Origin of the sequence: Micromonospora sp. M71_S20 (assembly GCF_003664255.1) — a bacterium.
Classification (GTDB): domain Bacteria; phylum Actinomycetota; class Actinomycetes; order Mycobacteriales; family Micromonosporaceae; genus Micromonospora.
In genome coordinates this window covers 515,254-529,919 of sequence record NZ_RCCV01000001.1, presented here as the reverse complement: position 1 = coordinate 529,919, position 14,666 = coordinate 515,254, and the positions used below count along the sequence as shown (strand labels likewise).

Here is a 14,666-nt window from a genome sequence, read left to right as displayed (position 1 = left end):
GGCGGCTAATGGGTAAGTCGGCCAGGCGCGGCCGGGGTGTTCACTCCTCGCGAAGGGCCTTCGCCAGGGCGTCGAAGTCGGCCTGAAGGTCTTCCTCGGCGAACCCGCGAAGGAGGGCCGCCGTGTCCGGGGCCGCCTCGGCGAGCGCGGCTTCCGCCCGCCGCAGCCGCAGCAAGAGCCGAACGAACGTCGCGACGGTCATCACGGCGTACCCGCGCCCGGTCGACGCGCGGGCCCGCTTCACGAACGCGACGCCGTAGTCCTGGCGGGCGTGTAAACGTTGCTTCTCGACGCCGTCCAGGCCCTCGCGGATCGCGGCCTGCCAGTTCGCCCAATCCTTCGCCTGACCCGCGAACGGGTCGAGACCGCCCAGGTCGCCGACGTCCCGGAAACCCTCCTGTGCCGGGCGGAACGCGCGGATCGTCGCGGCCCGGAAGAACCGCACGAGGGCGGTTTCCCAGCGGGTCCCCTTCGCCTTATTCGCGCTCACAGCGCCGCCCCGCACTCCGGGCACGCCGCGCGGGGACCCCCGCGATGTGCCGGGTCTAGCGCGTCGTGAGGGAACCAGCAGACCACCTGCCCCTGCCGGCGGGCGGCCCGTCGCTGGGCGGTCTCTACCCCGAGGCACGAGAGCGCCGCCGTGAAGCCGTCCACGAACGCCGCGAACGCGCCGGCCAGGTTCGCCAGGGCGCGGGCTGACGGGCTCACCGCTCGACCTCCGTCCCCGGAATGGGCGCCCAGCTCGGCTCGCAGACCTCGACGCAGACGCGGACGACGGCCCGGCCCCGGACCGTGCCGCGCTGGCCCATGGCTGCGCCCTTCGTGGCGTAGGGGCCGACCGACCGGACGCAGTTGCCGGCGGCGTCGTACCCGGCCGCGCGGTACATCGGGGCGCCGGGCTTCACGTAGTCGCGGGTTCCGTAGCTCATTCGGTCACCTCGGCCCAGGTCTGTTCGGCGCGGAAGATGCGGGCGCCCGGGTGTCGCGCCGCGTAGTCCCGCGCGCCGCGTTCGCTCGTGTAGGTACGGCTCGCGGGCGTGGTTTGGTAGCCCGATCGCCGGGGGATCGCCACCCGCCAAACGACGGGCGGAAGGTACGGCTCTTGCATTTCCCCTCCCAGAAAACAAAGAGGGCCCCGAGGCCGGGGGAGACTTAGTGCACCCCGGCCCCGAGGCCATTTGCGTTACGTCAGTTCCAGATGAAGTCCTTCACGCGCCCTCCTTTCTGTGCGCTAAACGTTCAACGCACCGGCCCGATTAGAACGGGGGCTCTTCGTCGATCAGCGCCGCCGGGGCTGCGCCGATCACGTCGATAAGCGGCTTCGTGAACTGCCGCTTCGCGCCGGTCGCCTTCACCTCGTACGACACGACTTCGAGACCCAGCCACGCGAGCGCCGGGCCGCCGATCTCGTCGAGGGCCTTTTCCGTGGTCACGATGTCGCGGACCAGGGACCACGAACCGCTGTTGAACTTGAACCGGCCCAGGTCGGGGGCGTCGGCCAACTTGAAATAGGCGGTGGTCGACGGCTGGCACCCCCGGCCCGCCTTCGCGGCGTCCTTCCGGTCCTGGTAACTCGCCGGGCACTCGCACGGACGGCCCTTCGCCGGGTCGTCCGCGTCCACGCCGGTTTGCTCGACGCCGTCGCAGCGCCGCAGGGCGGCGTTCCGGCCCCAGAGGACCATCTCCTGACGGATCGCCCGGGGGCCGTCGAGGAGGATCTTCACGCGCTCGGCGTTCGTGAAGACTTCGAGGTTGTCTTCCCCGGTCGTCTCCCACGTCTGCGGCTTGTCGCCGCCGAACATGCGCCGGACTTCCTCGGCGACCGCCGGGTCCCCGGAGGTCACCCGCCACTTTTCCAGGCTGGCCGGACGGCCGTTCACCTGGTAGCCCGAGCGGAAGCGCCCGACCAGGTCCCCGGAGAAGTTCTGTCTCGGCTTCGGCTCGGCCTCGGGATCGGTCTCCCAGATTCGCAGGCCCACGTACGGGCCTCCTTCCGTTGTCGAGCGCGGGCACCCTGCTAAGCCGGGTCGTTTGAGCTGGGCGGCGTTCAAGGCCCCGCCCCGCGCTGCGGTTCTGACAGTGGGTAAGTCGGCCAGGGGTGTTCGCCCTGTTCAGGCGAGCGGCAGGCCGGGCGGGCGGGAGATCGACGGCGGGGCCTTGTCGGTCTTCGGGGCGTGGCCCAGGATCTCGGCGATGCGGGCCGACCGGCGGGCGCCCATGTGCGGGAGGATCGACCTCATGACGGCCTCGGCCTTCGGGCCCTGGCACTCCGCGTGCCACATGGCCTTGTGCGGCGCCGGCTTCAGCGACAGCCGGACCGAAACCCCGAACAGGGTCGCGGCGCGGCCGATGACGTCCCGGTCGGTCATCGCAACGCGAACGCGCGGGTACCGGCCCCGCTGAAGGTCGAAGGCCCCTTCGCCTTCGAGGAGGCCGGCGAGCCAGATCACGTCGTCGCGGGTCGCGGTGGCGATCACGCGGCGGCCCGCCGAGGGGCGGCGGTGCGCTTCACGGTCAGGCCCGACCCCGGCGCCCGGTTGATCGGGTTACCGATGACGGTGTCCTTCGTAATCCGGTCCCAATCGAAGACCTGACGGAGAACCTTGAACGCCTCGAACACATCGGGGTCGGACTTCACGGGCACGAACGACCAGCCCTCGGGCCGAACGTGAAGCACCCCGCCGCCGGTCGAGGGCGGCTGCGGCACGCGGCTACCGTCGGGCCGGATGATGTAATCGGCGTGCCGGTACGCGGCGAGCTGAAGGGCGACCTCGGGGTGTACGCCGCTGCGGGTGGTCTTCCAGTCGAGGAAGACCTTTTCGCCGTCGATGATCGCGTAGGCGTCGAAGCTGCCGGCGTAGTCCCACGTCTCGGACCAGACGGTCTCTTCGAGAAAAACGAACTCCGGGGAGAACTCCTTCAGGAACTCCTCGAAGTGGTCGAGGAACACGCGGTACTCCGGGTGCACGCGGCCGACGGGCTCACCCTTCGCCATCTTCTCGAAGAGGTCGTGGACGGCGGACCCGGTCTCGGCGGCCTTCGCGGTGTCGCGGCGCGGGGACCCCTTCAGGTAGTCGATCGCGCCTTGTTTGTCACCCCGTAGGGCAATTCCGACGATGTCCCCCAGGTTTTCGACGGCGTAGGTCGCGACGACCTTTGCCGCCCAATGCTGAAGGAAGGGCTTCGGGAGCATCCCGAGAATCGACGTCACGCCGGGGGCCTTCTCGCCGGTCTCCGGATTGACGTAAAACCGGGACCCTCCCCGGCTAATGGTATTGATTTTGGGCGTAGTCACGCGCTGGGCCTCCTATGCCTGCAAAAGCGGACATAGGCTTAGTCGGCCAGGCGGGGGCGCCCTGTTCACCTGCGGAAATGCGAAACGCCCGCCGGGCCGGGGACGCGGCCTAGCGGGCGGTGCGGGAGCGGGGGTGACGAAGTGACGGACGTTTCGTCACTTCTATATTCCTCTTCTAGCTCTTCTCCTCCTCCTCTAGAAGAAGTAATAGGGAAGTGACGAAACGGGGGTCACTTCGTCACTCCGGCGCGACCGCCGCGTGAAGCTCCTCGGCGTGCGCGAGCAGACGGCCCAGCACCGCCCGCGCCTGCGAGCGCCCCTGGCCGTCGAGCGCCGCGACCTCGGCCGGCGTGATCCGCTGAAGGACCACGAACGCGCCGGCTAGCGCCCGGCTGACGTCAGGGTTGTTCTCGTCCGGGGTCCCCGCTCCCAGCGAAGATAGAAGAGCGCTGTTGACTGCCCGGGTCGCCTGTGCTCGCTGCGCGATGTTCTCGGCGCGCAGGCCCAGGTCTTCGACCTCCTCGGGGGTGAGCCGCTGACGGACGCGCGTCGACACGTGGTAGCGGACCGATGCCTGAATTGATCGGGCTTCGTCTTTGCTGACCCCGGCTTCGCTGTAGCGGTCCCGGACGTACTCGCGATAAGCCCACGACCGACCGGCCCAGTCCGGCTCGCCCGTGTCCGGGGTAAGGAAGTGCTCGCGTAGGTCAACCGAAGCGTCCGCGACCTGTCGATAAAGCTCAGTGCGTCGTTCTCGGTTGTCGCCCACCCGCCGCAGGGCGCGAAGCGCCTTCACAAGCGCCGCGCCCAACTCGTCCTTAGTGGCCGTCATCAGGTCCGCCTCTGTCGTCACGGTCATCCGGTCAGCGTAGACGCGTTGAACGTTTCACGCTAACCCGTTGTCTTAACCCTGTCTTAAGAATCGCGACGGCGCGGACGCGGTGGCGTGTAAACGCCAAAAGGCCCCTGCCGGCGATCAGCGTATAGCCGACCGCAGGCAGGGGCCTAGTCAGGGGTGGGATTCCTTACAGGCTGAGCGCGAGGGTGTCAACCTTGTTAAGCAGAGAGTGAAGGTCCGCGTCGTTCGCCAGCTCATGATCCGCCCGAACGTCCGAAAGCGCCGTCTCGCTGACGTGTTGATCGCTCTCGTCCTGTCCGGGCCTGGTCACCCGAATCAGTATGCCGCCTTCCTGGCGGATCTCCGCAGCCTCATTCGGGAAGCGCACGTCCGGGATCACGACCGGGCCGGGCCGGTGGGCGACCTCGTCCATGACGACGCGGACCCAGAAATCGGGCTGAAGGTGGCGGATGCCCACGCCGAACTGTTGCAGCGTGCGCCGGACCTCGCGATGCTCCTTCGCCGACTCCCAGCCGACCGCCGAGACCACGTCGGACAGCCGCAGCGACCCGCCGACGGTGTCCACAGGGGTCACAATCGGGTTCGCGATCAGCGCCGCCTCCTTCAGGGCGTCCGCGAAGCCATAGCGCCGGAAGCCGTACCGCTCGACCAGGCGACCGGCGACCGTGTCCTTCCCGGCACGGGCCCGGCCCATGACGCCGACCAGAGGCGGGCGCTTCGGGGTGTCGATCGGACGCCAACCCTCGCGGGGCGGGAAGACCTCGTCGATCAGGGCCGCCAGGTCGTCGGCCGCGCGGTCGAAGGTGGCGGTCACAGACGCCCCCCGTCGAACGGCTCGCCGCCGGACTGAAGGACCGGCTTCAGCCGGCCCGCGTCGAGCTGGGCGGTCATGAACTCGTCCGTCTTCGGCTGACGGCCCTCGTCGGTCGGCCAGGTCTCGCGGCCTCGGACGTAGGTGTACGGGGTGCGGTGCGGGCCGTAGAAGACGACCACGACGTCACCCGGGCGCCACGTCGGCGACTTCCGGACGACTTCGGCCTTCACGCCCGCGTCGGCGAGGACAAGCTTCGCCAGGGCGATCGTTTCGGTCGGCGAGGCGTCGCGGGCGATCTCGTACTGCCGGGGGCGGGCCATCAGGCGTTCGGATGCCAACCGGGCGCGGGTCCGCGACTGGTCGTCCACCCACGGCGAGCCGTAGACGTCGTGATAGCTGAGAGACACGGGGGCCTCCTCCTGTCGGGGTTTCGGACAGGGGAGGAGTCGGCCAGTGGCCGCGAAGGTGTTCAGGGAAAAGCGAAGACCCCCGGCGGCGGGCCGGGGGTCTCGGGGGGTGGGGGCGGTCAGCGGGCGACGATCGCCCCGGTTCGCCGGTCGAGCCGCAGCCCTGCCGGCCACGCCTCGCCGGTCAGAGGGTTTACGTAGACCCGGCGCGCGACGTCCCACACGGGGAGGGTCGTCGGGAACCGAAGGACGTGCCCCGTCCGCCAGATCCGAACCTCGAACTCGGGAAGGTCGGTCTCGCTGAGGCCGGTCGCCCGGAAGGCCCGGTCCATCACCACGCGGGCGGCGGCCACGCTCTTAGCCACGATACGAAGCGTGCCGTCGGGCTGAACGAAGGTCTTCATGTGGCCCGGGGTGGTTCCAGCCTGGGCGATCCGGTAGGCGATGGCGTGGGCGGCGGTGGCGGTCGTGGCAGTCATCTCGACTCCTTCAGGCGGTGCGGTTGTTTACACGCCTGACGGTACTCGCGTTGAACGTTCAACGCAACCCCGCCCGGAAACGGCCCCCGCCGGTAAACGGGGGCCGCCTGTCCGAGGACGCCGCTCGCTGACGCCGCCCATCGCCCCGCCCAACGACGCCGGGCGACCGGGGGTTACGCCCGGCGGTCCCGGGCGTCCGTCAGGCGTCCCGCCCAAATTCCGCGGAACGCTCCCGGGCGACCTCGGGCGTGCGCCCGGCGTCCCGCCTGACGTCCTCGGGCGTCGCCCCGGGCGTGCCGGGCGTCCGCCCCGGAAACGCCGAAACGCCCCGCCCTCCGGGACGGGCCCGAGGGGCGGGGCGGTGGCGGGCGGCGGGCGTCAGAGACGCGGCAGGAAGGCGGTTTCGTCGCCCGCCTCGGGCGAGTAGGACCCCGCCCCGGCCCCGCCATCCGGCTCGCTAGCTGCGGCTTCGGCCGGGACCAGGGGCGTTCCGTTGGCGTCCTGCGGGTCCGCCGAGGGCGTGACGTGGCGCCGCCCCCAATACGCCACGGCGAGCGGGACGGCGATCAGGGCGAAGTCCTCGACGGCGTCCTTCACGTCGGGCGGGACCTCGACGCCGAAGCGGGACAGGCCGACGTACGCCAGGGCGAGCGCGGCGACGATCAGGGCGCGGTTCATGAGGGGCTGACGGTTCACGGGCGTACCTCTCGGGCGGGGCGGGCGTGCAGGCGGGCGTGGCGGGCGTGCCGGGCGGTCAGGAGAGCAACTTGTCGGCGAGGCCGACCGCGCCGAAGAGCAGACCGCCGAGGGTGGCGACCGCCGCCCATACGGCCTTCGGCGTGACGACCGGGCGGGCCTCGACGGCGCGAAGGCGGGTGTCGACCTCGGGCGCGGTCGCCGGGCGGGCCTCCTCGGCGCGAAGGCGAAGCTCGACGTCGTTCAGCCGGCGGGCGTGCTCGTCGAGCTGCGCGCCGTGCTGGGCGGTCACGACGTCGACCTTCCCTTCCAGCCGGGCGAGGATGATCAGCATTGACGCGGTGCCGTCCGTGGTGACGGCGGGGGCGCCCTCGGACGTCGCGGTTACGTGCATGGTCACGGTGGGGTCACTTCCGGAGAGCGGTAATGGTCTGTCGGCCGGCGATCCCGTCGCGGGTCAGCTTGCGGGCCTTCTGGAAGGCGAGGACGGCGGCCTTCGTCTTCGGGCCGTACTCGCCGTCAGCGGTCAGCTTGTAGCCGCGCCGGGTGAGCTGACGCTGAAGCTCGGCGACGTCGGCGCCCGTGTTCCCCGCCCGCAGCGTGCGGCGACCGAAGCCGGTCCGCAGGGCGGTCAGGGTGAGCGGGCCGACGATGCCGTCCGGGTCGAGCCAGCGGAGACGCTGAACGGCCTTCACGGCGTTCTCAGTCGCCGGGCCGTAGTCGCCGTCCACGGTCAGCCGCGCGCCGAGGCGGTTCAAGAGGGCCTGAAGCTCGCGGACGTCCGCGCCGGTCGAGCCGCGCCGCAGCGTCCGCGACCCGAGCGTGTAAACGGGGGCGGGCTTCGGGGCCGGCTTCGGCTTCGGCTTCCCCTCGACGTGCGCCAGGTACCGGCGGAAGAGCGGCGTCAAGTCCTTCCCGGACTTCGTCGCGTCCCGATAGAACGAAATGTGCGTGTGGGACAGGTGCGAGCGGTCGCCCGACTTCCGCTTCCCCTCGCGGTCCCAACGCTTCACGGTCCGGCCGTCGGGCGAGTAAATGACCTCGCGAATGTCGAGGGTGTCGGGGGCGCCGGCTGCACACTCCACGACCAACCACAGCGAGAACGTCCGCAGGTTGTGACCGCCCTTGTAGAACTGACCGACGTCGAGCGCGCTCGCGTTGATCGACAGGCCGGCGCGGTCGCGGGCGGACTCGTGAACGCTGTAATCGCCCTTCACGACCCGGTCCGAACCGCAGTGGTACCCGCCCCGGTGCGCGGCGTCGCCGACGATGCCGACCGCCAGGGGGTGAAGTCCGTAGTCCTCGAACGCGTCGAGGAGAAGGGTCCGGACGGCCTTCAGGTTTTTCGGTGCCGCAGTCACGCGGCCTCCTTTCCGGGCACGCGAGAAGGGGCGCCCCCGGCGGTGGGGACGCCCCTTCTCGGGAACGGTCAGCGGTGGTAAGTCAGGTCGTCGAAAGAGATGTCCGACGGGGCCCCGGTGTTCGGCCGGCGGACGATGACCGCGCCGGTCGTCATCACTTCGATCGTGGACGCGGCGCCGTTCGATACCGGCGCGATCAGCATTCGGTCGCGCGTCGGTGCGTAGCCGGCGGGAAGCGTGAACATCACTTCGCCGCTTACGGTGCTCGCCGTGTAGGTCAGGCGGCCCCGCATCCGGACGATGTCGTTCGAGTCGAACCGGACGCCGAGCGGGTCGAGGCTCCCGCCGGTCTTCGCGACGTACTTCCCCGTGGCGCCCGGGTCGACGGCGGCGGGGGCCACCCACGCCTGATCGGTCGTCACGACCCGGCCGTCCTTGTCGATCCCGCCGACGTCGCGCCGGACGTTGTCCGCGCCCCGCTGCTGAATCTGAAGGGCGCGGCCGGTGCCGTTGTGCGCCGTGATCGACACAAGCGGGGCGTCGTACAGGGCACCCGAGACCTGTTCGGCCCGGTAGTATCCCCTCTCGTTCAGCCACGCCACCAACCGGCGGACGCCGTTGTGCGTCACGTAGACCTGACGCATGTCCGCGTCCGAGCTGGCCGGCGTCGAGGTGAAGTCGAAGACCTCGCGGGCCTCGGTCAGCGGGGCGGACGGCGGCGGCTTCGCGGCCAGGTAGCGGCCGTCGCCGCGCTCGGGGGTGAGGTACTGCGGGTGCGGGTCGGCGGCGGCCTCGTGACCGTCCACGGACGAACTCGCGGCCAGCTCGGCGGCGGACGCGGCGGCAGCCTCGGCGGCGCGCTGGGCGTCGGTCGCGGCCTGGCCTACCTGCGAGATCAGGTCCGGCATGTCGACGGTCAGGGACAGGACGCGCGGGGCGGCCGGGTTCCCCGCCTCGCCGAGCCATACAGCCGGCAACGGGGCCTTGTACGGGGCGATCTGACCCGGCGCGAAGCCGTCCGTCCCGTCCGAGGAGACGATAGCCGCGAGCGGGGCGCCGTCGAGCGCGGTTAGGTCGGTCAGTTGCTCGCCGCCCGTGCGGGTGTTCCACGCGTCGAGGGCCGCGCCCGCGCCGAGGGTGAGGGCGTTCCCCTCACCCGCGACGATCACATACGCGGCGAGGTCGCCGCCGTGCGTGTAAATGGACATTGGTTTCCTTACGCGGTGGGGACGAAGGTTGCGGGCGCCGTGATTACCCAGGCGCCGCTAGCGATTCCTCGGGACAAATCGGCGACGATCATGCCGTTAGTGCGGTATTCCGCCCAGGTCGAGTAGGGTCCCGAGCCGTTTCCCGCGCCCGTGATAAACGCCGTGGTCTCTAGTGCCGTGTCGGGCACGGTTCCGGGCGGCAGGGTGGCGATAAGCTGCTGCGTGGACCCGGGGATGGCGCCGGACCGCCTCGCGCTTACCTGCGACGTCACCATGCCGTTAAACCGGCGAAGATACCGCTTCGAGTACGTCCAATTGGCGACCGCGAGATGAGTCAGCGGGCCCGAGTCGTCAAGCAGAGTCACCCACCGGCTGCCGTTCGACTCATACGCGCGGCCCGTGTCGACCTCGCGGATTCGGCGGCCTGCCTGGTGAGGCGGGCGGGAGTCCGACCGGCAGAGGATCTGGCCGTCGTCGCCGATGTACCAGGCCCGCCGCCGGACCGCGCCGAAGGCCCCGTTCGCGACGTCGTACTCCGCAAGGGGGATTTCGTGCCAGTCGGTCGGGCCCGTGTCCGTGTACGGAACGGGAGCGCCCGCCCCGGGGGAGCCGGTGCGAATGGCGGTTTCGACCTTGTAGCCCTGGTCGCGGTAGAGCCGCAGCACAACGAGGTCGGTTCGGGCCGGCCCGGTCAGGCTGGGCGTGTAAACGGTGTCGGCGTCGCCGCTGGCCCAGGGGAAACCCCGCAATAGGCCGGCGAGGCCCGCACGCACCCGCACCTGTCCGCCCGACACGGTGACCGGCGCGGGGTTGCTCGGGTGACCGATCAGACCGTCCGCACACTGCGGCGCGGCTAGCCTTTCGTATTGCGCCTCGGTCAGTGCGCCGGTAGCGCTAAGGGGCGATTCCTGCGCCATTAGATTGCCTCCAAACGCCCGAGTCTGCGGGCGAGGTCGCGCAGCAAACGGACCCAATCCGGGTCGACGCTCGCGCTCTGCGTACCGATAGTCGAAGTGACGACCTCGCCGGTAGCCGGCGTGGCTTTGAGATTCACGGCGCGGACGATGTCGGCTAGTTCGACGCCGTTGTTCAGTTCGATTGAAACGAGGTCGCCGAGGCCGTAATGCGTGCCGTATCGCTGCGTGGCGGTGTCGACCGTGTCCGCCGTCAGTCGGGCCGACTCGGCTCCTTGCGCGAGGGCTTCCGCGCCGGCCTGAACGATCTCGGCGGGGTCCTCGGCGGTCCTCTGGTCAACTACGGTCACCATGCGGCCCCAGGTCGCGGCGGCCGGCGACACGAACTCGGAAAAGGCCCGGTTTGCGGCCTCCCCGGTGGCCCCTACGATCGCGACCGTTGCGGTCGGCGCGGCGGGGTCGAACTCGTAGCCACGCAGGTTCCCGAGGCCCCGCGAATACCGGACCTGTGCGCGCAGGTCACGCGGCTGATAGACCTCGAAGGTGATCCCCGTCCCCGTCCAGCGCGTCCGGAAGCCGAGGCCCCCGCCCGCCAGCGCGACCGCGCGCAACGCGTCGCCGAGCTGGTCGAGGCGGAAGCCGAAGGTCACCGCCGAGCCGACCCCCGCGACCGCGCCCAGGGACAGGCCCGGGATGCGGCGCGCAGCTAGCGCAGCTGGCCCGACGTTCTCGGTCACAAGCTGACGCATGACGGCCTCGGCGTTCGCGTTGGTGAACGTGCGCCGGGCGACCGTCTGGGCCGTGATCGCGCGGGCCGGGTCCGGGTAGGCGACCTCGGCCACGATCGACGCGAGGTCGGACGCGAAGGTGAGGGTCGTCGTCCCCGGACCGCTGTCCCCGCCCCTGACGGACCAGGACAGCGCGCCCGGGGTTTCGATGGGGCCCGCCGTGAAGTACGCCCCGTCGCGGATGACGACCAGGCGGTTACCGGGGGCGAGTTGGGCGGGGGACAGGACGCCGGTCGGGAGGGCGACCGAGCCGCTGTCCGGTTCGTTGAACCGAAGGGTTATGTCAATGTCGGTCCATTGCGTAATCGGGTCGCCGAGTACGTTTAGGTTCCGATCCGTGACAAGAAGAGTAATCATGCGGTCTCGAATCTCGGCCGGTATTCGAGAACGACCGACGCGCCGGGTTCCGCGTCGTGCGCGGTAAACTGGACGTCGTTCGTTCCCGGTTCTAAATGCCAAAGGACCGAGCCGGGCCACTGAAGCGCGTACGTCAACGGCTGGCCGGCAGGCCCTCGCACCGTCGGCGGGTCCGTCGAAATCGTGACCCGCTGGCCGGAGGCGAGCGGGTAGTTCAGGACGAAGGTCTGACCGAGGGTCCGGTTAAAGGCGACGAAGCTACTAAACGGCCCGGTGAGGGTCCATTCCGGCCACGCTTCGACCTCGCCCGGGTTCGTTACCTTCACGTCGCCCAGGACGCGCCCGGACGACAGTGACGGGAACGGATTCAGGAAGGGCCGCGACGCGCCCGTTCCGAACGTGACCGCCAGCGGGTCGACCGCCCGGAAGTACGGGTCTTCGCATAGCAGCGAGATAACCGCGACGTCGTCCGTATAGCCCATCCCCGGGACGCCCTCGAACCCATTTTGGAAATAGACGAGGATTTCCCGGCGACTGCCGTCCGGGCGGGTGATCTGAAGGCGGCCGGGGCCGAGGCGGCGGGTCAGGGCGAACGCCCGCGACAACGCCCGCCAGCGCGCGAGGAATTGAAGGTGCGAGTCGCCCCACACCGCCAGGGGCCAGGTGACCACCCGCGCGAGCGGCTGAACGTGGCGGACGCGCTCGCCGCCGCGCGGGTGCGGGTCGGTCACGAGGTCGACCGGCGCCGGGCCGAGGCCCGTAACGTCATCCAGCGTGGCCCAACCCAGCTCGGGCGAGGACAGCGGCCACACTGACCCGTCAGGGGCCACGAACGACGCCGTAGGGCGCCGCATGTCCAGCTCGGGCCATGCGTGGACCGGGTTCGGGGGCGCGTTCGGCAGGCCCGGGGGCGGCGGTACAACCGCCCCCGGACGAATGAGGATAGGCATTTAGCGGGCTCTCCCAGCTCGGGCGAGGATCGCCTGTCGGGCCTGAAGGGCTTCGAGCTGTGCGATAGTCGCCCGCGAATCGTGAAGGTGATAAGCGGTCGAGGAGGGCGCCGCCGAGGGCGCGGCCTGCCAATCCGGACCGGCGGTCGCCCGCGCGGTATCCGGGACCCGCGTCATTGCGGTAACAGCCTTAGTGACCCTCGGGGTCCCCTTGTCGATACCGAGCGCCATACCTTCAGCGACAAACCCGCCGATCTTCATAAAGACGCGGGACGGGCTGTTAATGCCGAGGGCGCTTTCTGCGGCGGCCCGAACGCTGCCCGCCAGGGAACGGGCGACCGACGCGGCCGATGGGATCATGTCCCGAATGCCGCTAATCAAGCCCTGAACGATGTTCGCGCCGACGCCGTAAAGCATTCCGCCCAGGCCGCCGAGCGCCGCGAGGATGCGTCCCGGAATGGACGAGACCACGCCGAGGAGGGCCCGAAGCTGACCCTCGGCGCCCGTGCGCAGCCGGCGGAAGGCCCCGATCGCAGCGTCGAGGGGGTACGTAAGCGTGTCGATCGCCGCCCGCATCGCCGCGACCGAAACGGACACGATCGCGCGCACGGTGGCGAAGACGCCCGAGACTCGCTGGCCCCAGCCCTCGACCGTCGCGCCCCAGCTTTCGATTCGCGTGGCCCAGCCGTCGACCTTCGTCATGAAATCCATTACGGCGGGAAGCCATTCGGTTGTGGCCTTCTTTACGAATTCCCCGAGCTTGTCCATAAACTCTTGGATCTTTTTCTTGTTCTCGGGGTCCGCGAGCCACGCCTTGATTTCCCCGAGCCAGTGCTTCACGCCGCCTAGGAAGGTGTCGCTCGCCGCCTTCGAGGACGGGAAGAACGTGCTAATAAGCTCCTTAGCAATTCCGAGGACAAGCCCACCGATATCCCAGATATCCCGCAGGGCCTTCGCGGCGTCCGTGAAGAACGTCGACAGCGCGCCCGACTTCTCGGCCTTGTCGATCCACGCGCTGAAGGTCTCGAACGCACCGGCCAGGCTGTCGCCGAGCGTGGCGAGGAAGGGGCCCGCCGCCTTCGCGAGCTTTCCGAACGCCCCGATAAGCGGGTCCATTGACTCGCCGAGGCGGTCGAGGAAGGCGCCGAAGCCGAGCATCGCTTCCCGGATATTCCGGATGAAGTCCGGCTTCCCGAGCGCAGACATGACCGTCTTGCCGAACTTGCCAAACCGTGCGGCGAGGTCGGTAAGCATCGGCTTTAGCTGCGGAAGCCAACTCTTCGCGAGGCTCTTCAGCGATTTGTCGAGTCCGTCGAAAAGCTTGTCCTGAACAGCGCGGCGAAGGTCAGACAGCGGCTTACGCAGGCCGGCGAACGCCTTTACGAACTTACGCGCGTTCGGCGCGAGTTTCTTCAGCGTTTCATCGGTCGCCTTGCCCTTTTCCATGACCTCGGAAAAGGCGTCGCCGAGGCCCCGGAAGGCCAGGGCGAAGACGCCGACCGAGCCGACGCCGCCCGCGATGATCGTGAACAGCGACCCGAAGAGTCCGCCCGCCAGTAGCACGACCGGGGCTAGCGCGGTGAAGCCGGTCAGGACGGCAGGGACCGCCGCCGCGACCGCTAGTAGCGCGCCGGCAAGTAGGTTCAGGCCGCCGGTCGCGACAGTCGTCCCGAGGCCCTGAAGCGCCGTTGTGAGGCCGGCGAAAGCGGCTTGCCCGCCCGCCCGGCCGACGTCGCTCAGAAACTTCGAGAACCCCTTAGCCGCGTCCATCGCGGCGTCGAAGCCCTCCTTCGCGCCGTTGATGAGTCCGCCCGCGACGCCCAGCGCCAGGGACTTCCGCATACGGCCGCCCTGATCCTGAGAAATCGAGAACAGACTTCGGAAGCCCTGGCGGAAGCCGTCGCGCAGGGCGAGGGTCACACCCCGCCGCAGCGGGCGCGCGACGGCCTCTTCCGCGTCGTCGGCGCTGTCCCGGAAGCCGTCCCGGAAGCCGTCCCGGACGCTGTCGCCGACGGACTCGCGGACGCTGTCGCCGAGACCGTCCGCCCCCCGGTCGGCGCCGTCCTTCAGCGCGTCGCCTACGGCGTCGGCGATCCCCTGTCCGGCAGAGGCCGCCAGGCCGTCGCCGATGGTCTTCCCTGCCTCCTTCGCCCAGGCGGACAGGATCGGGTCCGCGTCACGCTGAAGGTGTTTCCGGAGGTTCTTCAGGCTCGGGAGTACCTGAAGCGTCGCGAAGCCGACGTTCGACATTGGGCGGGGCCTCCTCTCGGGGCGGTCGGCCGTGCCGCTCGCGCAGGGCGCGCAGCTTCGCGGCGAGGTTTTCGTGATGGGTGCGCGCGGCGGTCGCCGTCGCCTCGGGGGACGGCTGCGGGCGCAGCGGGTGAGGGGTGCCGGTAAGCGCGTGGTAGACGTCGGCGAGAAGGACGTCTGACGGCGTCAGGCCGGGCGGAAGGTCCGACTCGACCGCCCAGACGGCAGACCCGGGCGGGAGGTTCGCGACCAGGGCGCACACCCGGCGCAGGGACAGGGCCCCCGTCC

At 69.9% G+C, this 14,666-nt stretch carries 18 protein-coding genes; all 18 read right to left on the bottom strand.

Annotated features, from left to right (window positions below):
* Positions 1-40 precede the first annotated feature (40 nt).
* Complete coding sequence (locus DER29_RS02460; protein WP_148709964.1) at positions 41-490, bottom strand: hypothetical protein; 450 nt, start codon at positions 488-490, stop codon at positions 41-43.
* Positions 487-708: a hypothetical protein gene (locus tag DER29_RS02455; protein WP_121395828.1), complete on the bottom strand. Its 222-nt coding sequence runs from the start codon at positions 706-708 to the stop codon at positions 487-489. The genes DER29_RS02460 and DER29_RS02455 overlap by 4 nt, the downstream gene beginning before the upstream one ends.
* Positions 705-929, bottom strand: a complete 225-nt coding sequence (locus DER29_RS02450) for a hypothetical protein (RefSeq protein ID WP_121395827.1) — start codon at positions 927-929, stop codon at positions 705-707. Before DER29_RS02450 ends, DER29_RS02455 begins: the two co-directional genes overlap by 4 nt.
* A 327-nt stretch (positions 930-1,256) precedes the next feature.
* On the bottom strand, positions 1,257-1,979 hold the full coding sequence (locus DER29_RS02445) for a hypothetical protein (RefSeq protein WP_121395826.1): 723 nt from the start codon (positions 1,977-1,979) through the stop codon (positions 1,257-1,259).
* 132 nt (positions 1,980-2,111) lie between these two features.
* Positions 2,112-2,477 (bottom strand): hypothetical protein, encoded by a 366-nt coding sequence (locus DER29_RS02440; RefSeq protein ID WP_121395825.1) that lies wholly within the window; start codon positions 2,475-2,477, stop codon positions 2,112-2,114.
* Positions 2,474-3,295, bottom strand: a complete 822-nt coding sequence (locus tag DER29_RS02435) for a hypothetical protein (protein ID WP_199729096.1) — start codon at positions 3,293-3,295, stop codon at positions 2,474-2,476. The genes DER29_RS02440 and DER29_RS02435 overlap by 4 nt, the downstream gene beginning before the upstream one ends.
* A gap of 238 nt (positions 3,296-3,533) precedes the next feature.
* Positions 3,534-4,154, bottom strand: coding sequence for a hypothetical protein (locus tag DER29_RS02430; protein ID WP_121395824.1), 621 nt, complete (start codon positions 4,152-4,154; stop codon positions 3,534-3,536).
* A 166-nt stretch (positions 4,155-4,320) separates the two neighbouring features.
* Positions 4,321-4,968, bottom strand: coding sequence for a hypothetical protein (locus DER29_RS02425; protein ID WP_121395823.1), 648 nt, complete (start codon positions 4,966-4,968; stop codon positions 4,321-4,323).
* Positions 4,965-5,375 carry a hypothetical protein gene (locus DER29_RS02420; protein ID WP_121395822.1) on the bottom strand — a complete coding sequence of 137 codons (411 nt, stop codon included), beginning with the start codon at positions 5,373-5,375 and terminating at the stop codon, positions 4,965-4,967. The genes DER29_RS02425 and DER29_RS02420 overlap by 4 nt, the downstream gene beginning before the upstream one ends.
* 119 nt (positions 5,376-5,494) lie before the next feature.
* A complete protein-coding gene (locus tag DER29_RS02415) occupies positions 5,495-5,854 on the bottom strand; it encodes a hypothetical protein (protein WP_121395821.1) in 360 nt (119 codons plus the stop codon).
* Between the two features lie 378 nt (positions 5,855-6,232).
* Positions 6,233-6,550: a hypothetical protein gene (locus tag DER29_RS02410; protein ID WP_121395820.1), complete on the bottom strand. Its 318-nt coding sequence runs from the start codon at positions 6,548-6,550 to the stop codon at positions 6,233-6,235.
* Positions 6,551-6,608: 58 nt separating this feature from the next.
* Positions 6,609-6,950: a hypothetical protein gene (locus DER29_RS02405; RefSeq protein WP_121395819.1), complete on the bottom strand. Its 342-nt coding sequence runs from the start codon at positions 6,948-6,950 to the stop codon at positions 6,609-6,611.
* A gap of 7 nt (positions 6,951-6,957) precedes the next feature.
* Positions 6,958-7,911, bottom strand: a complete 954-nt coding sequence (locus DER29_RS35030) for a peptidoglycan-binding protein (protein ID WP_121395818.1) — start codon at positions 7,909-7,911, stop codon at positions 6,958-6,960.
* Positions 7,912-7,979: 68 nt separating this feature from the next.
* Positions 7,980-9,119, bottom strand: a complete 1,140-nt coding sequence (locus DER29_RS35025; RefSeq protein WP_121395817.1) for a hypothetical protein — start codon at positions 9,117-9,119, stop codon at positions 7,980-7,982.
* A gap of 8 nt (positions 9,120-9,127) precedes the next feature.
* On the bottom strand, positions 9,128-10,036 hold the full coding sequence (locus DER29_RS02390; RefSeq protein ID WP_121395816.1) for a hypothetical protein: 909 nt from the start codon (positions 10,034-10,036) through the stop codon (positions 9,128-9,130).
* Positions 10,036-11,178 carry a siphovirus ReqiPepy6 Gp37-like family protein gene (locus tag DER29_RS02385; RefSeq protein ID WP_121395815.1) on the bottom strand — a complete coding sequence of 381 codons (1,143 nt, stop codon included), beginning with the start codon at positions 11,176-11,178 and terminating at the stop codon, positions 10,036-10,038. The genes DER29_RS02390 and DER29_RS02385 overlap by 1 nt, the downstream gene beginning before the upstream one ends.
* Positions 11,175-12,008, bottom strand: a complete 834-nt coding sequence (locus DER29_RS02380) for a phage tail domain-containing protein (protein WP_199729094.1) — start codon at positions 12,006-12,008, stop codon at positions 11,175-11,177. The genes DER29_RS02385 and DER29_RS02380 overlap by 4 nt, the downstream gene beginning before the upstream one ends.
* A 120-nt stretch (positions 12,009-12,128) precedes the next feature.
* Positions 12,129-14,378: a hypothetical protein gene (locus DER29_RS02375; protein WP_121395813.1), complete on the bottom strand. Its 2,250-nt coding sequence runs from the start codon at positions 14,376-14,378 to the stop codon at positions 12,129-12,131.
* Positions 14,379-14,666 lie beyond the last annotated feature (288 nt).